The organism is Actinomycetota bacterium, from assembly GCA_019347575.1.
Taxonomy (GTDB): domain Bacteria; phylum Actinomycetota; class Nitriliruptoria; order Nitriliruptorales; family Nitriliruptoraceae; genus JAHWKY01.
Map to the genome: position 1 here is coordinate 23,327 of JAHWKY010000012.1, position 18,777 is coordinate 42,103.

Annotated in this window: 21 protein-coding genes; 11 read left to right on the forward strand and 10 right to left on the reverse strand. The window is 68.0% G+C overall.

The window, feature by feature from the left end; translation table 11 throughout:
- Nucleotides 1–41: 41 nt before the first annotated feature.
- Nucleotides 42–1,481, reverse strand: coding sequence for an ADP-ribosylglycohydrolase family protein (locus tag KY469_09645; protein ID MBW3663349.1), 1,440 nt, complete (start codon nucleotides 1,479–1,481; stop codon nucleotides 42–44).
- The gene (locus KY469_09650; protein ID MBW3663350.1) at nucleotides 1,478–1,693 is read right to left on the reverse strand and encodes a hypothetical protein; all 216 of its coding nucleotides are present in this window, start codon (nucleotides 1,691–1,693) and stop codon (nucleotides 1,478–1,480) included. Before KY469_09650 ends, KY469_09645 begins: the two co-directional genes overlap by 4 nt.
- A 251-nt stretch (nucleotides 1,694–1,944) precedes the next feature.
- On the opposite strand from KY469_09650, the gene KY469_09655 reads away from it, so the two are divergent.
- Nucleotides 1,945–2,379 carry an ACT domain-containing protein gene (locus tag KY469_09655; protein MBW3663351.1) on the forward strand — a complete coding sequence of 145 codons (435 nt, stop codon included), beginning with the start codon at nucleotides 1,945–1,947 and terminating at the stop codon, nucleotides 2,377–2,379.
- A 186-nt stretch (nucleotides 2,380–2,565) separates the two neighbouring features.
- Here KY469_09655 and KY469_09660 read toward each other — a convergent pair whose 3' ends face one another.
- Entirely contained in the window at nucleotides 2,566–3,360 is a 795-nt protein-coding gene (locus tag KY469_09660) for an alpha/beta hydrolase (GenBank protein ID MBW3663352.1), read from the reverse strand.
- A 128-nt stretch (nucleotides 3,361–3,488) separates the two neighbouring features.
- Complete coding sequence (locus KY469_09665) at nucleotides 3,489–3,878, reverse strand: four-helix bundle copper-binding protein (protein ID MBW3663353.1); 390 nt, start codon at nucleotides 3,876–3,878, stop codon at nucleotides 3,489–3,491.
- A gap of 213 nt (nucleotides 3,879–4,091) precedes the next feature.
- Here KY469_09665 and KY469_09670 point away from each other — a divergent pair, with 213 nt between their 5' ends.
- The 4 genes from KY469_09670 (at nucleotide 4,092) to KY469_09685 (ending at nucleotide 8,058) form a co-directional block, all read left to right on the forward strand.
- On the forward strand, nucleotides 4,092–4,517 hold the full coding sequence (locus KY469_09670) for a hypothetical protein (protein MBW3663354.1): 426 nt from the start codon (nucleotides 4,092–4,094) through the stop codon (nucleotides 4,515–4,517).
- A gap of 127 nt (nucleotides 4,518–4,644) precedes the next feature.
- Nucleotides 4,645–6,090 (forward strand): MFS transporter, encoded by a 1,446-nt coding sequence (locus KY469_09675; protein ID MBW3663355.1) that lies wholly within the window; start codon nucleotides 4,645–4,647, stop codon nucleotides 6,088–6,090.
- A gap of 164 nt (nucleotides 6,091–6,254) precedes the next feature.
- A complete protein-coding gene (locus KY469_09680) occupies nucleotides 6,255–6,890 on the forward strand; it encodes a hypothetical protein (GenBank protein MBW3663356.1) in 636 nt (211 codons plus the stop codon).
- A 199-nt stretch (nucleotides 6,891–7,089) separates the two neighbouring features.
- Nucleotides 7,090–8,058, forward strand: a complete 969-nt coding sequence (locus KY469_09685; protein ID MBW3663357.1) for a hypothetical protein — start codon at nucleotides 7,090–7,092, stop codon at nucleotides 8,056–8,058.
- Between the two features lie 113 nt (nucleotides 8,059–8,171).
- Here KY469_09685 and KY469_09690 read toward each other — a convergent pair whose 3' ends face one another.
- Together KY469_09690 and KY469_09695 are read right to left on the reverse strand one after the other, a co-directional pair.
- A complete protein-coding gene (locus tag KY469_09690) occupies nucleotides 8,172–8,504 on the reverse strand; it encodes a TfoX/Sxy family protein (protein ID MBW3663358.1) in 333 nt (110 codons plus the stop codon).
- Nucleotides 8,505–8,518: 14 nt separating this feature from the next.
- On the reverse strand, nucleotides 8,519–9,007 hold the full coding sequence (locus KY469_09695; GenBank protein MBW3663359.1) for an SRPBCC family protein: 489 nt from the start codon (nucleotides 9,005–9,007) through the stop codon (nucleotides 8,519–8,521).
- Between the two features lie 286 nt (nucleotides 9,008–9,293).
- Here KY469_09695 and KY469_09700 point away from each other — a divergent pair, with 286 nt between their 5' ends.
- Nucleotides 9,294–9,455: a hypothetical protein gene (locus KY469_09700; protein MBW3663360.1), complete on the forward strand. Its 162-nt coding sequence runs from the start codon at nucleotides 9,294–9,296 to the stop codon at nucleotides 9,453–9,455.
- Nucleotides 9,456–9,515: 60 nt separating this feature from the next.
- Nucleotides 9,516–10,460: a sigma-70 family RNA polymerase sigma factor gene (locus tag KY469_09705; protein ID MBW3663361.1), complete on the forward strand. Its 945-nt coding sequence runs from the start codon at nucleotides 9,516–9,518 to the stop codon at nucleotides 10,458–10,460.
- On the opposite strand, the gene KY469_09710 is transcribed toward KY469_09705, so the two are convergent.
- The gene (locus tag KY469_09710) at nucleotides 10,371–10,658 is read right to left on the reverse strand and encodes an STAS domain-containing protein (protein MBW3663362.1); all 288 of its coding nucleotides are present in this window, start codon (nucleotides 10,656–10,658) and stop codon (nucleotides 10,371–10,373) included. The genes KY469_09705 and KY469_09710 overlap by 90 nt on opposite strands.
- Nucleotides 10,659–10,762: 104 nt before the next feature.
- Between KY469_09710 and KY469_09715 the strand changes: the two genes are divergently transcribed.
- From KY469_09715 to KY469_09730, 4 genes are all read left to right on the forward strand, one after another.
- The gene (locus tag KY469_09715; protein ID MBW3663363.1) at nucleotides 10,763–11,665 is read left to right on the forward strand and encodes a VOC family protein; all 903 of its coding nucleotides are present in this window, start codon (nucleotides 10,763–10,765) and stop codon (nucleotides 11,663–11,665) included.
- 84 nt (nucleotides 11,666–11,749) lie between these two features.
- On the forward strand, nucleotides 11,750–12,601 hold the full coding sequence (locus KY469_09720; protein ID MBW3663364.1) for an ATP-binding cassette domain-containing protein: 852 nt from the start codon (nucleotides 11,750–11,752) through the stop codon (nucleotides 12,599–12,601).
- Entirely contained in the window at nucleotides 12,598–13,353 is a 756-nt protein-coding gene (locus KY469_09725) for an ABC transporter permease (protein ID MBW3663365.1), read from the forward strand. Before KY469_09720 ends, KY469_09725 begins: the two co-directional genes overlap by 4 nt.
- 574 nt (nucleotides 13,354–13,927) lie before the next feature.
- Nucleotides 13,928–14,827: a DUF91 domain-containing protein gene (locus KY469_09730; protein ID MBW3663366.1), complete on the forward strand. Its 900-nt coding sequence runs from the start codon at nucleotides 13,928–13,930 to the stop codon at nucleotides 14,825–14,827.
- 420 nt (nucleotides 14,828–15,247) lie between these two features.
- Here the strand turns inward: KY469_09730 and KY469_09735 are convergent, their stop codons facing one another.
- The 3 genes from KY469_09735 to KY469_09745 form a co-directional block, all read right to left on the reverse strand.
- Nucleotides 15,248–17,275: a hypothetical protein gene (locus tag KY469_09735; protein MBW3663367.1), complete on the reverse strand. Its 2,028-nt coding sequence runs from the start codon at nucleotides 17,273–17,275 to the stop codon at nucleotides 15,248–15,250.
- Nucleotides 17,275–17,526, reverse strand: coding sequence for a hypothetical protein (locus KY469_09740; protein MBW3663368.1), 252 nt, complete (start codon nucleotides 17,524–17,526; stop codon nucleotides 17,275–17,277). Before KY469_09740 ends, KY469_09735 begins: the two co-directional genes overlap by 1 nt.
- 218 nt (nucleotides 17,527–17,744) lie before the next feature.
- Complete coding sequence (locus tag KY469_09745; protein ID MBW3663369.1) at nucleotides 17,745–18,620, reverse strand: hypothetical protein; 876 nt, start codon at nucleotides 18,618–18,620, stop codon at nucleotides 17,745–17,747.
- Nucleotides 18,621–18,777: the final 157 nt, after the last annotated feature.

The window sequence follows — 18,777 nt, forward strand, 5'->3', positions numbered from 1 at the left end:
GGCCCACCTAGGGAGCCCAACGCACCGGTCGGCACGAGTGATCAGCCGTCGCGCGTCGAGCCCGACCAGTTCGCCAGCGCCCCGACGAACGCACGGTTGTGGTCGTAGTAGGGCACGACCTGGGCGACGCGGTCGAGCGCCTCGGTCGCGAGGAGGCCCAGCTTCTCGCTGAGGTAGCCCGCCGCGACGGTCGGGGTGCGGCTGTGGCCGCCGTGGCAGTGCAGGAACACACGCTTGCCCTGCGCCCGGTACCACGCCACCGCGTCCACCGCGTCGTGCAGCACGAACTCGAGGTGCGGGTTGGAGTCGTGGTCGGCCTCGTCGATCAGCCACACCTCGTGGTGCTCCTCGACGTCCGCCGGGACCTGCTGCGTCCCGACGCGGCACAGCGACACGACGACGTCGACCGGCTCGTCGAGCTCACCGAGCTGATCGAGGCCGCCGAGGCTGCCCAGCAGCAGCCCGTCGTCGTCGGGTAGCGCCGTGACGTAGGGCGGCTCCCCGCCGGTGGAGAGACGTTCGGCGGTGGGCCAGCCGATGCCGTCCGGGCGGCCGCCCCGCGCGGTGAGGACCGCGAGGCGCACGAGGTCGGCGGCGCGGTAGCCGGGCCAGCCGTGCAGCATCCGGCGCCACCGGAACGGGATGGCGGAGGCGCCCCACCGCGCCCCGAGCACCGCGCCGGCGATGGCAGCCACGGTGTCGGTGTCGTGCCCGATCCGCACCGCCGCCTCGAGCGCGTGCTGCAGGTGCAGGCACGCGAACGGACCGTCGGGGATCGCCGTCTGACTGATGGCCGCGTGGGCCGCCTGGAGGGCCGTGACCACGAACCCGTTGGGTGTGAAGCTCGCCGGCGGCTGCGTCTCGGCCGCGACGAGGCGCTCGTGCCAGAAGCTGCGTCGGTCCTCGGGCAGCAGCTCGAGCCCGTCGTGCACGCCGTCGAGGCGCTGCTCGCGCACGGCGCGGTCGATCGCGATGCACCACAGCACGCACGCTTCCTGACACAGCGGATCGGCGTGGGTGAGCGCGGACGCGGCGCGTGCCGCCTCGGCGATGGCGTCGTCGTCGCCGAGGTGCGCCAGCGCGACCGGCGCGGTGCGCATGAGGCTGCCGTTGCCGGCGGAGGAGTCCGGCTTGCGGGCGTGGTAGTCGGCGGCACGCGGGTCGAGGTCGGCGCCGGAGGCCGCCCCGCGCAGCACCGCGCTGATCTGGATCCCAACGTCCGCCGGCCCGGAGCGGAACCAGTCGAGGAACCGCTCCCCGATCGCGTCGAGCTCCACCGCGCCCGTGGCCGTGACGTCGGCGATGCACACGGCCATGGAGGTGTCGTCGGTCCACTCCCCCGGCGCGAAGCCGCCGACGCCGCCGCCGATCATGGCGATGTCGGTGTCGGGGCGCGGGGTGCTGAACTCGTAGCCCGCGCCGAGTGCATCGCCCGCCGCCATGCCCAGCAGCATCCCCGCGATCCGTTGCTTCTGACTCATCGTTCCTCCGTCGTCGATGCCGTACTAGGTGATCCATCCACGGCGGCGTCGTCCGCGGAGCAGCCGAGCGTCCCCTCGTCGACCACGATCACGACGGTCCGTCCCCGCCCCCGGTGCAGCAGCCAGACGACGGCGACCGGAACAGCTACGACGGTCAGCACGACCAGCACCGCCGCGACCCCGAGCAGCACGAGGACCAGACCCTCACCCAAGACCGGCTCCCGCCTGAGCACGGGGTCGTGCACCTGGCCGCGTTCGCGGCGCCCCGACCGTCACATCGATCATCGTCTCTTCCCCCGTAGGTGGTGGTCCTCGATCGGCGGAGGACCGAGGCCGACAGTGTCGCGGTCAGCTGTGACACGCCCCTCTCGTCGTGGAGGAACACGTCCTGGTAGCGCGGAGGTGGGACCGGCGAGGGCCGTCCCGGGCTCACCACAACGGAGCCTCAGTGTTGACGACGCGGATGTGCAACCGCAACGCTCGCTGGAGGGTCTGCAACGCGACGAGGAGCCGGACGTCGGTGGAACTGGACGTGCACCCCGGCACGCTGGCGGTCTGTCGGCTCGATCCGTCGACGCCGGAGCCGAGCTGGCTGGACACGCCGGCTGACCCGCTCGTGTCGGTCACGCGCACGGCCACGGAGCTGTCGATCGTCGCCCCGCAGGCAGCCGTACCGGCGGAGGTTCCAGCCGAGCGGGGTTGGTCGGCGCTGTCGGTGCGTGGACCCCTGGACTTCTCGCTCACGGGCGTCCTCGCTGAGCTGGCACGACCGCTGGCCGACGCTGGCGTACCCATCTTCGTGGTGTCGACCTACGACACCGACTGGCTGCTGGTACGCGAGGACCAGCTGGCGCGTGCGATCACGGCGCTGCGCGCGGCCGGGCACGTGGTCACGTAGGTGCCCCGCCCGTCGGCCAGTCCCCAGATCCGGGAGGGCTCGTCGGCCACCTGCCGTGGCCCGATCGACCACCACGCTGCCCGGAAACCACCGCATGCGGTGGTTGCGGTCGGTACCGGGCGGCTCACGACGTCGGTAGTGTCTGGTGGCGAGCGAGAACCACCGGACTCGGTGGTTTCTGTCCGCTCAGCCTTCGACCGAGCGGAGGAAGGCGCGCACGGCATCGTTGAAGGCCTCGGGTGCCTCCAGGTTGGTGTCGTGGCCGACGCCTGGCAGGACGACGAGCCGTGAGCCCGGGATCCTGGCGTGCAGGTCCTCCGCAACCGTCAACGGCGACCGCACATCCAGCTCCCCGTACAGCAGCAGCGTCGGCACGGCGATGCTCGGCAGCACGTCACGCAGATCGGCTTCAGCGAAGCTTCGTAGCATCGGCACGAGCCCGTCTGGGCGGGTGTCCAGCATCATCGCGGTCGTCTCCTCGACCACCTCCGGTGCGACCGTGTCGGTGAAGAAGGTGGGCAGGTAGTCCTCGACCCACTCGTGCGGTGACCGTTGCGCGTCGCGGAGGCCACGCTCGAGCCGCCCCTCGACCTCGTCGGGTGGCAGCGACCCGGCCCAGCCGGCGTAGGCGGAAGCCAGGATCAGTGTGCGAGGGATGTCTGGGTGTCGGCGGTAGAGCTCCAGCGCGAGCCCGCCGCCGAACGACAGCCCCAGCACGTGGGGCCGGTCGAGGCCCAGCGTCCCGATGAACCCGGCGAGGTGGTCCGCGTAGTCCGCCAGTCCGTAGCCGTCAGGAGGATCCGACGAGCCGCCACAACCAGGTGCGTCCCAGGCGACCAGCGTGAAGTCGTCGGAGAGCTCCTCGAGCTGGCGACGCCACGCCCGTCGGTCGGCGAAGCCGCCGTGCAAGAGCACCAGTGGTGGCCCGTGCCCGGCCTTCTCGAACGTGATGTGCAGCCCGTCAACGTCGACCTGATCCATGCCCTCACTGCGTGGTCGACAACCCGAGGTCCTCGCAGCAGCATGGCACCACCGATCACGTCTCGCACGCGAGCGATCCCGAACCACGCAACCGGCGCGAGGCCCCGTAGCTCACGCCCTCCCGCGCGTCAGCGGGCAGCCTCGAGCAAGCGCTGGCACGCCTCCTCGCAGCGGCGGCAGGCCTCGGCGCAGGCGCGGCAGTGCTCGTGCATGTCTGCGTGCTTCTCGCACTCCTCAGCACAGGCACGGCACGCCGCCTCGCAGACCTCCACGAGCTCGAGCCACGGTGCACCCGAAGCACCTGCGCGGGACACGACCTTCGCGGTCGCCGCACAGATCTCGGCGCAGTCGAGGTCCAGACGGATGCACCGGGTCAGGTCGGGGTTGCCTTCCTCCAGACACGCGTCGGCGCAGGCATCACAGTGTGCCGCGCAGTCGATCGCGCTCTCGATGAGAGCGGCCAGCTCGTCGGTGTTGAGCTGGTCGCCGTGGTCTCGCAGGACATCCTTCACAGCCATGGCATCTCCTCGTCGGTCGTCAGAGTCTCGAGGGTGGCGTAGCGAGGCCCGCAGCGCCGCCCCAGGATGGGTCCCTTCGTCAGTGGACACCTCGAGCACGGTGGCGACTCCTTGCCGCGATGGGGCACCGCACCGCGGTGGGGCATCACCACGGGAGCCTGGCATCCGTGTGCGACACCGAGAGTGGGCCACCCCACACCTACGCTGCGTCCCATGCCTGAGCCCACCTCGACGGTCGCAGCGGCACGGCCTGCCACCGCGGCCGCCGTCGGCGGCGCGCTGGGTCTGGCGACGTGGCCCGCACTGGTCGGGTTGCCCGACACCGTGCACGTCCCGCTGCTCGCGGTGCTGCTCGGCGCCATCGCGGGGATCTACGTCGGCTTCGGCCTGCGGGACGGCCGCACCACCGAGCTGGTGGTGGAGTCGGTCGTGGCCGCCGCGTTCGTCGCGGTCGCGGTGCTGGCGCTCGCCACCCAGCGGACGTGGCTGCTCGCGGTGGGTCTCGCGGCCCATGGAGTGTGGGACATCGCCCATCATCCCCGGCACGGCATGACCACGCACCTGCCGCGCTGGTACCCGCCGATGTGCGCCGTCTACGACGTCGTCGTCGCCGTCGGCATCGTCGTGCTGGCCCGCTGAACCCAGGGCGAGATCGACTCCCCCCGTCGACGCATCGCTGAGCACGGCGACGAGGAACGCGGGGGTGCGCGCCCCGCGCACCGACGGAAGGGTCCCGCTTGACCTCAAGTTGACCTGAGGTCGTAGCGTGCTCCACACCACATCCAGATGGGGGGCGACGGTGCTGCAGGACCACGGCGCTGACGGACGTCCCACCGTCCTGTCCGGCGGCGGCGGGCCGTTGCCCGCCGCTGCGGTTCGGGGTGGCATCTTCGGGGCGGGGCTGTGGCCGCTGAGCGTCGGCGGTGTTCTGCTGGTCACGCTGTTCGCGTTCGAAGCGATGGCGGTCGCGACGGCGATGCCGACGGTGGCCGCGGCACTCAACGGGCTGTCGCTGTACGGCCTGGCGTTCGGGGCGACCTTCGCGGCCAGCGTCGTCGCCATGGTGGTCGCCGGGATCGTCACCGACCGGCGCGGGCCGCAGCCAGCGCTGTGGCTCGGGATGGCCGCCTTCGCCGGAGGCCTCGTCATCGCCGGGACCGCGACCACGATGCCGATGCTCGTGGTGGGGCGGGCGGCCCTGGGCCTGGGAGCCGGGGGACAGATCGTCGCCGTCTACGTCATCGTTGGGCGTGGCTACCCGCCCGAGCTGCGCAAGCGGGTGTTCGCGGCGTTCGCCGCCGCGTGGGTCCTTCCCGCCGTGGCGGGCCCACCCATCGCCGGGGCGCTGGTGGAGTACGTGCACTGGCGCGCCGTGTTCCTCGCGGCTGCGGTCCTGGTCGTGCCCGCGGCCATCTCGATGCGGATCGGCCTGCGATCCCTACCCGTCGCGGACATCCCACGGACCGAGCCCGACCCCACGGCGCCCCGCCGCGTGCGTGCCGCGGTCGCAGCCGCCCTGGGCGCGGCGCTGCTGCACCAGTCGGCGCAGTGGAGCGCGACCGCGGCGGTCGCCGGGGTGCTGGTCGGCCTGGCCGCGATCGGCGTCTCGGTCCGCCATCTGCTGCCCGCCGGGACCCTGCGGTTCGGGGCAGGGTTGCCGTCCGTGATCGCGCTGCGCGGTGTGATCGCCGCCGCGTTCTTCGGCGCGGAGACCTTCCTGCCGTTGATGCTGACCCACGAGCGGGGCCTGACGCCCACCGGCGCGGGCGCCGTGCTCACGGTCGGGGCGCTGGGCTGGTCCGCCGGGTCGGCGTTCCAGGGACGCAGCTCATGGTCGCCCCGCCGGACGCTGCAGGTGGGGATGGCGCTCATCGCCGTCGGTATCGCGACCGTGGCGATCGCGGTCGCGCCCGTCGCCCCGACGCCGGTGGGTTACGTCGGCTGGCTGCTCGCAGGCACCGGGATGGGCCTGGTCTTCCCGACACTGTCGGTGCTGGTGCTCGAACTGTCACCCGCGGAGACCCAGGGCGCGAACGTGTCCTCGCTGCAGATCGCGGACGCCGTTACCGTCGCGACCGTGCTCGCGTTCGGCGGCTCGCTCCTGGCGGTGTTCGGGGCGCGGCCCGCCGTCTACCTCGCCGGGTTCGCGCTCAGCGCGGCGATGGCCGCCGCCGCGGTGGCCGCCGCGGGGCGCGCCACGGCTACGAGCTGACCCCGATAGGCGACGGCAGAGCCCGCGCCGCGGCCCAGGCATCACGAGTCGATGCAACGCACCCTGGGTGACGGGATAGTTAGCATCCGGGCGGGCTCGTGACATGTTCGAGGGGCTTCGCGAGCCCGTGGGCAACTGCAGCGAGAGCGCAGGACGGGACCGACATGGCCTACGCGATCGGCCGCATCACCGGGTACCTGATCATGGGCATGCTGCTGGCCTACGGGATCGTCTACATCGTGGCCCGTCGGCGGACAGGCGACCCCGGTGCCGCCCGCGAGCGTGCGCGAAGCTGGCGGACCGGCGCGATCGGCCTCGTGATGGCCGGCGTCCTCATCGTGATCACTGCCTCGGGCGATGTCGCGCAGACGAGCCGCGAGACGGAGGCGGCGGAGCGGCTCGACGTCTCCGACCTGTTCGTGCCCCTGCCGTCCGGCTACACCTACCTCCCTCCGCTGGGACCCGACGAACCCCTCCTCGAGGCCTTCCGAGAAGAGGATCCCGTCGGAGTCGAGGCGCGCCGGGTCGAGGCCGACGACCAGTCCGAGACACTCGTCGTCGTCATCGAGAGGCGGCCCGGTGAACTCGACCTCGACAGCCTCGCTCGAGGCTTCACCGAGTCGGGCGGACAAGAGCTGGAAGCGGTGACCATCGCTGGGAAGCCTGCGCGGAGCGGCGAGGTCGCGGGACAGACGATGCTGTTCTCACACCTCGACGTCTTCATCGTCATGGTCATCGGCGAACGCGACCACGTGCAGACCATCTCGGAGGCGCTGCTCGGCGGCTACGACAGCCTCTAGCGAACGAGGCGTTCGACGCGGGGCCCGTCTCCGGCACCGTGGGGTCAGTACCGGATGTCGAGGGCGTAGCGCAGCGCGCGCTTCAGCCCCGCGGCGCAGCAGCTCCGAGGGTGCAGACTCACAGACGGAGGACATCGCGGCGGGTCTGTGGAACCCGTCACCTCACAGAGACGGTGAGCTGAGGTGGAGGACTAGCTCCGTGGACGAGCCGTCAGATCCCTCTACCGAGCATCCCGGACCGCTGGATGTCGAAACGCCGCTGCGCTCAGCACGCGAACACGCGGTGAAGGCGCTGGCGGCGCTTGTCATCGCCAGCGCCTCTGTGTTCTTCCTCCTCGACGCGTACGGGGCTGGGGTCGGGTGGCCGGAAGGCGACTACCGGGTCGAGGGCGAGGTCGTATCCCGCTTACGGACCAGCGGCGGTGTGGCCGTCTTCTTCGTAGGGCGAGGTCAAGGAACCGAGGTGCGTTGGCAACGTTCCGGCGACGCGGATCACCGATGGGAGGTCGGTGACACGCAGGAGGGGTGGGTGGTCAATGGCAGGTTCCACGCCGACTTCCTCCCTACCGTGTCGGGACCAGCCGACGCGTTCTACTTCCTGCTCACTGCGGTCTTCGTCGCGTGGGGTTCGCGCAGGCTCTTCGGCATCGCCATCGCCATCGCCGATGCCCGCCGGACGGGCGACCCTCCCCGTCACGGATACGTGGCGTTCGTCAGGAACCCCGTCCACGGCGCGATCCGTGAAGTGCTTCTGATCTGGTGGGCGGACCCGACGAGCACCAAGCCGCTCCCGGAACCCGACCTGACACTGCTCGCGGACGAGGAGGTGGGCGCCGAACTGATCGGGTCGAGAGGACCCAGGATCTGGGAGGCCTGGGTCGACACCGGTCACCACCGGTGGTCCAAACCCCGGTGGATCAGCGTCCGAGAGGGCGTGTTCATCCCCCATCGGCGAGCGATCCTGGGCGGGCCAGCGCTCCGCAACGCGAGGAAGCAAGAACCGGTCGGGCCGCTACCTCTGGCGACAACGGAGGCGCCCGTCAACCTCGCGGAACGGGGAGGGCGCCGTCACCGTTTCGTGCCGATGCTCCTTGGGCGCCTAGTGCTGGCTGCCGGTATCGCTGCTGTTTCCGGTCTCTCCGTGGGGTCCGGGGAGCGCCTGCTGTGACCAGCTCGACGGGGCTGCCGTCCTGACCTCGGGCGGAGGCGCTCCACGGCTGAGGTCGCGTCGATCGTGGTGTAGCCGGAGGTCTCGCGTCAGCATCTGGCGCGGCACGAGACCTACTTCGGCTCGAGGCGCGAGGTGAAGTCGAGGCCGCGGCCGACCCACGCGCGCAGGTCGGCGTCGGCGGCGATCCCCTCCGGCGCGACGTAGACCATGCCCGCCATCGGCTCGCCGGTGAAGTCCATCTCGCGGGCGTGGGGCTGGGCGAGCGCGTCCGCGTGCCCGTCCTTGCCGACGCGCACCATGAGCTCGTCGCCGAGGACGCCCACCGTCATGTGGCCCGCGACCATGAAGGCGAGGCCGCCGAACATCTTGCGCTCCACCGGCTCGACGTCGCTGACGACGAGGGCTTCGCGCACGCGGTCGGCGAGATCTTCGCCGTAGGCCATCGTGGACCTCCCGCTCAGCCCGACGTGGTGGTGTCGCCGGGGGATTCGACCTCGGCCTTGAGGCGGTCGAGGCCCTTCTCGAAGTCGGGACCGATCAGCTTGTCCATCGACGTGAAGATGCCCATCACCTTGGTCATGAACGTCTTGGGTCCGGTCATCGTCCACGTCACGGTCGTGCCGCCCTCCTCCGGTTGGAGCTCGAACCGTGTCGTGCTGCGGGACTTGAACGGCTTGAGGAACTGCAGGTCGATCGTGATGGCCGAGTCGGTCACGTCCACGATCTCCATCCGGCCCTCGCCGGCCTTGCGGTTCCCCTGCCACTCGTACCAGGCGCCGACGCCGGCGTCGGCGCCGCCGTAGTTCCGGCTCAAGGCGGGGTCGAGGTCCTCCCACGGCGACCACGACGTCCACCGGCGGAAGTCGACGATGCGCTCACGCACCTGTTCCGCGGGAGCCTCCACGTGGCCGCTGCGCTCGACGGTGTAGGTGTCCGAACCAGCCATGATGGCCTCCCTCTACGCGTAACGGTCCCCGGCCCGACGCACCTCAGTCGGTCGTGCGTCTGGCACCTGTCGGCCGGCTTGAGTCGGTCGTTGTGCGTGCTCTGCAACGGAACGTAGTGTCTACGGGCGTGTCCAAGTCACCATGACGCTCCCCGTGGCAGGCGTCGCTGACTGAGCTCCTCAGCTGAGGCGCCAGGTGCTCGTGTCACAGGTGCGAGGCAGACTCGAGCGACCCACAGGAAGGACGGTGTTGCCTCGTGAGGCGCCCCGACGTCACGACGCCACGATGAGTAACCCGACGAGACCACTGCTCCCCATCGACCCGCAGCGCGTCGATGAGACCGGACTACCCTGGGCCTTCCTGAGCAACGCCACCGACCTCAGCGCCCACGTCCCGGGGCTGTTCGTGGTGGTCGGCCCCGCCTCGGGCATCCACGCCATCAGTTAGGTTCACCTAACCTCACACCTCGTCCGGACGACCGACACATCGCCCAGGAGCATCCGGTTCATGGCTACCTCCACCCCATCACCCACCGCCGACCTCGACGCCCTCGAGCAGCACCGGGGCGAGCTGACCGGCTTCTGCTACCGCATGCTCGGATCGGTCTTCGAGGCGGATGACGCCGTGCAGGAGACGATGCTCCGGGCGTGGCGCGCGCTCGGGTCGTTCGAGGGCCGCTCATCGCTGCGCTCGTGGCTGTACCGCATCGCCACGAACGTCTGCCTCGACGTTCTCCGCAGCAGCCAGCGGCGCGTGCGCCCCATGGACCTCGGCCCCGCACTGGAGCCGGTGAGCGAGAACCTCAACACCCGCCCCGAGGCGACCTGGATCGAGCCGTTGCCCGATCCGGCGGACGCCGCGGTCGCGCGGGACTCGATCCGGCTCGCGTTCGTCGCCGCGCTCCAGCACCTGCCGCCGCGCCAGCGCGCCGCGCTCATCCTGTTCGAGGTGCTGGGATGGCAGGCCAGCGAGGTCGCCGAGCTGCTCGACACGTCCGTGCCGGCGATCAACAGCGCCCTGCAACGTGCCCGCGCGACGCTGGCGACCGCCGAGCTGACGCCGTCCGCCCCGGCGAGCGACGACACGGCGCTGCTCGACCGCTACGTCGCCGCGTTCGAGGCCTACGACATCGAGGCGCTCACCTCGCTGATCCACGAGGACGCGATCCAGTCGATGCCGCCCTACGACCTGTGGCTGCGCGGCCGCGACGACATCTTCGCGTGGTGGCTCGGGCCCGGGATCGACTGCAGGAACTCGCGCGTCATCCCAACCACCTCGGCCAATGGCTCCCCCGCGTTCGGCCAGTACAAGCCCGATCCCGACGGCGGCTACGCGCCGTGGGCGCTGCAGGTGCTCGAGCTGTCAGAGGGACGGATCGTCGAGCTCACCTTCTTCCTCGACACCGGACGCCTGTTCCCGCTGTTCGGCCTGCCCGACCACCTCGAGCGGTAGTCGCCAGCCGACCAGGACCCTCGCCAGCCCCATGAACTCCGCCAGATCGACCAGCTCCGGCGACGCGTGCAACAGCTCCACGCGGCACCCGATGCCGCGCGCGACGAGCTGCAGGCGCGCCAGCGCCCCGATCGTGGCTGCGTCCGGCGGCAACCCGCGGAGGTCGAGCCTGATCGTCACCTGGCCGTCATCGTCCATCAACCTTCAGACGGTACGAACCGCACGAACTCACCGGTGACCGATGAGTTCCGCGGTCGAGCCTCGTCGTAGCTGATGTCGCCAGACCCGAGGAGGAAGCAGCGATGCCCCAACTGACGCCCCACCTGTGGTTCGACAACCAGGCCGTCGAGGCGGCCGAGTTCTACGTGGACACGTTCCCGGACTCGAAGATCACCGACGTGACGGTGCTCCACGACACCCCTTCGGGAGACGCCGAATCGGTCTCGTTCGAGCTGTTCGGCCAGCCGTTCATGGCCATCAGCGCGGGACCGCTGTTCACGTTCAACCCGTCCATCTCGTTCCTCGTCGCCTGCCACTCGATCGAGGAGGTCGACGCGTTCTGGGATCGGCTCGCCGAGGGCGGCACACCCCTCATGGAGCTGGGCTCGTACCCGTTCAGCGACCGCTACGGCTGGGTCGAGGATCGCTACGGGCTGTCCTGGCAGGTCATGTACGACGCCGCGGGCCAGGCCGGCCGGCGCATCACCCCCACGCTGATGTTCACCGGCGACGTGAGCGGCAAGGCGGAGGAGGCCATCACCTTCTACGCGTCGCTGTTCCCGGACTCCGAGGTCGGCGACATCGCGAGGTACGGGGACGACGAGGAGCCGGACGCCGAAGGCACGGTGAAGTTCGCCGGCTTCACGCTCAACGGTCAGTCGTTCGCCGCCATGGACAGCGCACGTGTCGACGACGCCGGGTTCAACGAGGCGATCTCGATCATGGTGGGCTGCGAGGACCAGGACGAGGTCGACCGCTACTGGGACAGCCTCTCCGCGGTCCCCGAGTCCGAGCAGTGCGGCTGGCTCAAGGACCGCTACGGCCTGTCGTGGCAGATCGTGCCCGACGTCATGGGCGAGATGCTCACCAGCGGCAGCGAGGAGCAGACCAGGAGGGTCACCGAGGCCTTCCTCCCGATGAAGAAGCTCGACATCGCGACGCTCCAGCGCGCGTACGACGGCACGGACGATCCGATCGGAGGTTGATCGTGGCAGGCAAACAACGCGTACGTGTCGCTGCGCCCGACCAGCCGCGAGAAGGCGGAGCCAAGGGCGAGACGGAACCCGCCGATGGCTAGACCCGCCAGGATCGGGGCGGTCGAGCCCCCGGTCGCCCGCATCGCCCTCAGCGCCATCCACGCCGAGGGCCTGGTCAAGACGTTCAGCAGCCGCGACGGCGACGTCGAGGCGGTGCGGGGCGTCGACCTCGAGGTCACGACCGGCGAGGTCTTCGGCTTCCTCGGTCCCAACGGAGCCGGCAAGTCGACCACGGTGCGGATGCTGACGACGCTGATGCGCATCGACGCCGGCTCAGCGGCGGTGGCCGGGGTCGACGTGGCAGCCGAGCCCGATCGCGCACGCCAGCACATCGGTGTGGCGCTGCAGGAGGCGGGGCTCGACAACCGCCAGACCGGACGCGAACTGCTGGTCCTACAGGCCCGGCTGTTCTCGATGACGCCCCGCGAGGCCGCCGACCGCGCCGAGGAGCTGCTCGAGCTCGTCGAGCTCACCGACGCGGCCGACCGCCTGATCAAGGGCTACTCGGGCGGCATGAAGCGACGGCTCGACCTCGCCTCGGCGCTCGTGCACGAGCCCGACGTGCTGTTCCTCGACGAGCCCACCACCGGGCTCGATCCCGCCAGCCGCCTGACGGTCTGGGACGAGGTCCGTCGCATCAACGCCCGCGGGACCACCGTGTTCCTCACGACGCAGTACCTCGAGGAGGCCGACCAGCTGTGCGACCGGCTGGCGATCATCGACGAAGGACGGATCGTGCGGGAGGGCTCCCCGGACGAGCTGAAACGTCAGTTGCGGCAGCGGCTCGATCTCGACCGCGAGCCCACCCTGGACGACGTGTTCCTCGATGCCACCGGCCGCACCCGCGAACGGGTTGCCGGGGCGGTCAAGGAGGTGACCGCGTGAGCAGTTCCCTCGTGCTGGGTCAACGCGCGATCCGGGAAGCGCTGCGGGCGCCGGACGCCCTGCTGCCGACGCTGTTCATCCCGCTGTTCTTCCTCGTCGTGAACGTCGGCCAGGCCGGGCGCATCTTCCCGTCCAACGACACGGCGTTCCTGCACGGCCAGAGCTACGCGGCGTTCCAGCTGCCGAACTCGCTGCTGATCGCTGCGTCCTTCGGCAGCGCCGCGCTCTACCTGGTCGAGGAGATCGAGGGGGGCTACCTCGACAAGCTGCGTGCGACCCCCGTCTCCCGCGCGTCGATCGTGCTGGGCCGGCTGTTCGCCGAGTTCGTCAAGAGCCTCGTCGTCAGCACGCTCGTCGTGGTGCTCGCGCTGCCGTTCGGGGCGCGGATGGCGAGCGGGTTCGCGGGCTTCCTGGCGCTCATCGTGTTGATGGCGCTGTGGGCGATGGTGTTCAGCGGCTTCATGCAGCTCGTCGCGCTCAAGACCCGCAGCGCTGCGGCGACGCAGTCGGCGGGCCTGGTGTTCTTCCCGCTGCTGTTCCTGACGCCGAACTTCGTCCCGCGCGAGCTGCTGACACGGCCGATGGAGATCGCGGCGACCTTCAACCCCGTGACATACATCATGGAGGGATCGAGGTCGCTGATCCTCGAGGGCTTCGAGCTGGCCTCGGTCGCACGCGGGTTCGTGGTGGTCGCGCTGGCCGGGGCGGCGATGATCGCGCTGAGCATCCGTTCGATCAACCGCTACGACTGAGCGCTCTGGCGCGGCCTCACCGAACGCTTCGAACGGCTTATCGGGCCCGTCGCTGCAGGGTGGCGGAGCACCTGGCGGATACCGGACTGCTCGACGACCGCCGCATCCTGAGCGGTTTCCCCCATGCCTCGGGCTCCAACGCGGACCGAATCGCGTACTTCCTGGGGAGGAAGGCCGCGCGGGACCTGTCCGACAAGACGAACGCGGCCGTGATCGACGCCGCCAAAGAACGACTCAAGACAAGGTCGCGGAACTCGCTGGCTTGCGCGGGGAGGAGGACGCACCCGGCGGATGATTTGGCGGGAAACACCCAGGACTGTCCCAGCCCTCCTCTAGGGTGCGGCCAGCGGCCATCTCAACGGGGGATCACGTAACCGAACGTCTGCTCACACCATCCAAGGTCACGGCCTGGCTGGACTGCAACCACCACCTGACACGCTGCGCCAGCAGGCCGACGCCGGCGAGCTCGAGGTCACCGGCACCGGCTTCGGCGCGCTCAGCACGCTCCCGTACTCGATACTGAACTCAACCAAGCTCGTGACCGTGACACGGTCCTCTACGACCTGGAGACGAGATGGCTGACATCAAGCTGTTCCAGACGGCTGGCCCGACGCCTATCGAGCTCGACGCACGGTCGGCCGCCCTCGAGAAGTCCCTCCAGAACCTGATCGAAAGACATCTCGACGTCTTCCTGGGCGTGCGGTTCCTCGCGAGCGAGTACTCCACCGGCCGCAAGCACCGGGGACGCATCGACACTCTCGGTCTCGATGAGAACAACTCCCCCGTCATCATCGAGTACAAGCGCTCGACCGGCGAGAATGTCATCAACCAGGGGCTGTTCTACCTCGACTGGCTGCTGGACCATCGCGCCGAGTTCCAAGCGCTCGTTGCTCAGGTCGTCGGTGGCGATGTTGTCGTCGATTGGTCTGCCCCGCGGCTTCTGTGCATCGCCGGCGACTTCACCCGGTACGACGAACATGCTGTGGAGCAGATCAGCCGATCCATCGAGCTCATCCGCTACCGACAATACGGCAGCGAGCTCTTGCTGTTCGAGCTGGTCAACGCCGCAGCGACCGACGCCAGCGCGCCTACCACGCCAACGAGCGGCGCTGGATCCGAGAAAACGGTCGCCGATTACCTCGCGCAGGCTCCTGCCGTGATGGTCGATCGCTACAGGACGCTGGAGGAGTTCGCACTGTCACTCGGGGACGACGTGACGAAGAAGGAGTTGAAGAACTACTTCGCGTTCCGGCGCCTGAAGAACTTCGCCTGCATCGAGGTGCACCCAGGTGGCGGTCACCTGCTCGTATACGTGAAGGTGAATCCGGACGAAGTCGAACTCGTCGACGGCCTGTTGCGAGATGTCCGGAACATCGGACACTTCGGCACTGGTGACCTTGAGGTCCGAGTCACCGACGACGACCACCTCGATGTCGCCAAGGAAATGATCCGGCGTAGCTACGAGGTCAGCTGACGCTCAGCACAAACGATGGGGAGACCTACAGCGCACGATCCGACGGCGCGTGCGCGACCTCGGAGGCAAGTGATCGGGATGCAGCGCCACGTGCGTGGGCACACCGGAGCGGCGAAACCCCTGAGTAGTGTGTTTCGGCGACTCACGTACGAAGCCGTGGCCACGTGCAGACGACCTCATGGCCGCAGCAGCTCATAACGCTCCCTCGGAGCGCGCGTCCGGGAGTGACCAACTGGCGGCGATCGGCCGCCAGTAGAGTTGGCCCGCAGATGGTACGCGCCGTCTTGGCGTGCCTCGTCTCGAGTTCCAGAGCCTTGTCGTCCTACCAGCGGACTGTCGCCTCGTCGGGCTACCGAAGTGCGTCCACAGGCTCCAGCTCACCGAAATTTCCTGCCGCAAGCGCTACTGCTACGCGCAGTGCTACAAAGAGTCTTGAGTGGGCTGCCCCGGGGCTAAGAGGCGGCCCTCGTATTGGTACAAGTCGTATTCGTATCCCTCCAGCATGTCCATTAGCGACTCCGTCGCCTCACTAGTAAAGACAACGACCTGGCCGTGCTCATTCGCCATCGTCGCTGCCCGCTGGAGCAAGTGTTCCAGACTGACATCATCGACGCCCTGCTGTCCTGGCTCATCGAAGAGGAGAAATCCTGGGTGGTTAGTGTCGAACCGGCGTCCCGTCGCCATTAGCCCGAGCATGTACGACCAGATGAGTCGGATCAGGTCGCTACCCGAGAGTTCGAAGTGCAAGTCGAAGCCCTCGACAGAGGGGCGATAGCTGTCTTCGTCGAGCTCGATTGACGTCACAGGTATCGAGCCGAGCCCGTAGTCAGAGAGTTGATCTCGGAGAAAGTCCCCGAAAGCCTGAACCTTCTCCCGATCTCGAGCTGAGAGTCGCGCCGAGCGCAACTGATCGCGCCGTTCCTCCAACTCTTCGAGCCGCGAGGACAGGGTCACCAACTCTTCCTCCAGATCGCTGAGGAGGTCAGCAGCCTCGCGTATGCTCTCTAGGCGCCTCTCTACGAACAGGCGTCTTTCAACGTCCGCTTCCGTTGGGGCGCCGGAGGGTTGGCTGAGTGACTGTCGTAGGCTGCGGAGCTGGGCCTGGACAGATGCTGCTTCGGTTCGGAGCGCGGCCAATTCCGTTTGAACGACTTCCTGATCTTCGATGGCGGCGGCGAGGAGGTAGCGAAGTGTCTCCCGCTGTTTCTCCAAGAACGTGATGCTCTCGTCGACGCTAGTGACGATGACTCCCTCTGCATCCTCCAGCAGTGCGTCGGGCAGGGGCCGCTCGCAAGTGGGGCAGTGCTCCTGTGCCATGGGACTGTGGAGTGGGGACGACCCGAAACGGCGGAGCGTGCGGACGTCTCGGTATCGGCTCAGGTCCGATTCGTTCTCCTCTAGGCGACGGTCGAGGCGGCGCGAAGCTTCCGCCGACGCATCTGCCTGGGATTGCAACGCTTGCCCACGCAGAAGCAGTTCGTCCAACGTCTCCTGGCCCTGAGCGAGTTCAGCCAGTACCGCTTCGTCCGTGTCGGACGAGGCCGAGCGGCTTCCTTGTTGCCGTAGACGGGACAGTTCTTCTTCTAGTCGCTCCTGGACCTCGGAGACTGGCTGCCAGCCGTCGGAGCCGGCCACAATCAGTTGAAGATCAAGGCTGGTCAGGCCGATACGCGGCTGGCTCGGGTACTGTGGAGCACCCAGGCCGCGAGTTCGAAGCGCTTCGCGGAAGGCAGCCACGACTGAGCGCCAGTCGGATCGCAACTGACGGATGTCGGCTTCGACTTGCTCAAGCTCTGCTTGCCAGTTTCCCGATTCAAGACTCAACAAAAACTGGATCGCCTGCTCGGCAGGCTGTCGAATCCTGAACTGGCGCGGAACCGTCGCGGAGATGTCGGACCAACCGCGCTTCTGTTCGACCACTAAGAAGGGAAAGAGGCATTCGACATACAGAGGCACAAGCGTTCCGTCGAAGCGAGGAACGTGGGGAAGGCGCCACCCGAGAAACTGTGCGAGAAGACGGTGGAACCCAGCTTCGTTCTGCGCAGCGCCTTGGTACCTAACGAAGTAATCCCTACCTTCTGCCTCACCGCCTCGCCAAACCCGTACTAGACGGGGATCGAAATTCTGGCTCCGGCCATAGCGTTGCGTGCGTAGCCGTTCTCCCTCGCCATTCACGATGACAACCTCGACCCAAGAAGCTTCAACCGGGATCTCCTCGGGACTTACCGAATCTCGTACCGAGCCGGTCATTGCATGTTGTAGGAGTGCACCGGAAGTCGATGACACCATGTGGTCAAGACCGAGTCCGTACAGCAAGCCCTGAACTACCGTCGACTTGCCCATGGAGTTGTCCGCACGCACGATCTGCAGACCAGTCTCGAACTCCTGGAAGAACTCAAACGTGCGACTTGCCGTGAGCGACGTGAGCCGTATCGATTCAAGATGCATCAAAGGGACACCCCCTCGACGTCTGCAGAGGTCGGTAGCAGGGCCACCACCCGGCTTTGGGTGATCGGTTGAGGGAGTTCGTTCAGCAATTGGACTACGTCGGACATCAGGCCCGCATCCAGGAGCTGCGTGAGATGTTCTCGGCCGCTATGCGTGAGGACGATCGAGCCGCTGGACTGACGATCTGCCAGTCCGCGGATGACCGCACGCGTGACTGCCTGATCCACGGCCGGGTTGAAGCGGACCCCCATCCGTCGCCAGATACTGCGCTGGGGAGTGTCCGCTGCGTAGGCAGCGACGAACTGGCTGAAGTTCTCTCTGCTCCTCGCAGCCCACACCAATGCATGGAGTTGGGGAAGACCCGCTCGGTCGCCCCAGCAAGCATCTATGGCTAGTAGAACGACCGCGACCATCCAGTCGGGCCTCAGTTCAGGCGGGAGGTGCTGCCCACGTCGATCGAACTGGGATCTCATTCCTCGACCCAGTCCAGCCGGCAATCGAGGATCCAGCTGGCCGTCGCCCCTCTGGCCAGCTTGAGTATGTCTGCAGCGGACAGCGCAGGAAGGGCGTCGCTGAACACTTCTTGGAGACGGGCGACGATGTGCTGGATGAGTTCCCTAGGCGTTCCTGAGTGGCCATCGATTTCGAATCCGATTCCCTCAACCTCAACGGCTTCCGTGCGCAACATCGCTTGATGAGCTTCCGGGAACTGCTCGAGAGCGGCTTGCGCCTCTAGGTACCGCCCATAGAAGGCTTGAATGTCGATCACGAACCGGTCACGCCGTGTGGCGTGTTCCGGTTCCACGCTCTCCGCTTTGCGACTCAAGTTTCCTATGAATTCCGGTGGACTGGTGGCTGCAGGCGGGTTCTCCTGGTGAGGGAGGGCGACGTTGCTGGACACCAGGTTCAGTGCGGCCTCAATGTCGCCCCGCAGAGCAGCAGCGTCACGAATGTGGATTCGAAACTGGGGGTCGATGCCGTCGAGTCCCATTTCACGAACTTCCTGAGCCTTCTTAGCTGCGTGATCGAGAAGGTGTCGACTGTCGTGCTTGGGCACGACCAGTTCCCAGACGGCGATCGGTCCCCCCAACCAATCGGTGATGGTCGAAAGGTTTTCAATTGTCGTCCGAAGATCGTCCGTGATCTTCCTCTGCTGCCTTTTCAGGCGGGTGGGGACGTCCAGGAAGGGGTCCGCGGGGCCGTAGCACTGAAAGACTCGCCGAGAGTCAGGTTCGTAGCCGTCGATTCCGCAATCACCATCGTGCTGGGCCGGGACCGGTTGGAAGTTGGGGTACCGGTGACCGAGAGCGCGTACCGCGACGTTCTCCCAATCGTCCCCGGCCAAGTGTTCGCCGTAGATAAGTCCCCCGATCCTCGCCGAGGAACCCTAGTCGTGTACCCCACGCAAGACTAGAACCCGCCGGAATGAGGTCCTCCCTCAGCTCGGGCCCTGTCGGGGGCGCCAACTCTCGAGGCGCCCCCGGGCACCGATAGCTCCGGTG

Bases quoted from the DNA above. Each gene is read 5' to 3' on its own strand.
- KY469_09660 (MBW3663352.1), bottom strand. From the start codon at position 3,360: ATGGATCAGGTCGACGTTGACGGGCTGCACATCACGTTCGAGAAGGCC.
- KY469_09655 (MBW3663351.1), top strand. From the start codon at position 1,945: ATGTGCAACCGCAACGCTCGCTGGAGGGTCTGCAACGCGACGAGGAGC.
- KY469_09695 (MBW3663359.1), bottom strand. From the start codon at position 9,007: ATGGCTGGTTCGGACACCTACACCGTCGAGCGCAGCGGCCACGTGGAG.
- KY469_09740 (MBW3663368.1), bottom strand. From the start codon at position 17,526: ATGGGGGTCCGCTTCAACCCGGCCGTGGATCAGGCAGTCACGCGTGCG.
- KY469_09665 (MBW3663353.1), bottom strand. From the start codon at position 3,878: ATGGCTGTGAAGGATGTCCTGCGAGACCACGGCGACCAGCTCAACACC.
- KY469_09670 (MBW3663354.1), top strand. From the start codon at position 4,092: ATGCCTGAGCCCACCTCGACGGTCGCAGCGGCACGGCCTGCCACCGCG.
- KY469_09735 (MBW3663367.1), bottom strand. From the start codon at position 17,275: ATGCATCTTGAATCGATACGGCTCACGTCGCTCACGGCAAGTCGCACG.
- KY469_09710 (MBW3663362.1), bottom strand. From the start codon at position 10,658: ATGGACGATGACGGCCAGGTGACGATCAGGCTCGACCTCCGCGGGTTG.
- KY469_09680 (MBW3663356.1), top strand. From the start codon at position 6,255: ATGGCCTACGCGATCGGCCGCATCACCGGGTACCTGATCATGGGCATG.
- KY469_09705 (MBW3663361.1), top strand. From the start codon at position 9,516: ATGGCTACCTCCACCCCATCACCCACCGCCGACCTCGACGCCCTCGAG.
- KY469_09690 (MBW3663358.1), bottom strand. From the start codon at position 8,504: ATGGCCTACGGCGAAGATCTCGCCGACCGCGTGCGCGAAGCCCTCGTC.
- KY469_09730 (MBW3663366.1), top strand. From the start codon at position 13,928: ATGGCTGACATCAAGCTGTTCCAGACGGCTGGCCCGACGCCTATCGAG.
- KY469_09715 (MBW3663363.1), top strand. From the start codon at position 10,763: ATGCCCCAACTGACGCCCCACCTGTGGTTCGACAACCAGGCCGTCGAG.
- KY469_09700 (MBW3663360.1), top strand. From the start codon at position 9,294: ATGAGTAACCCGACGAGACCACTGCTCCCCATCGACCCGCAGCGCGTC.
- KY469_09645 (MBW3663349.1), bottom strand. From the start codon at position 1,481: ATGAGTCAGAAGCAACGGATCGCGGGGATGCTGCTGGGCATGGCGGCG.
- KY469_09720 (MBW3663364.1), top strand. From the start codon at position 11,750: ATGGCTAGACCCGCCAGGATCGGGGCGGTCGAGCCCCCGGTCGCCCGC.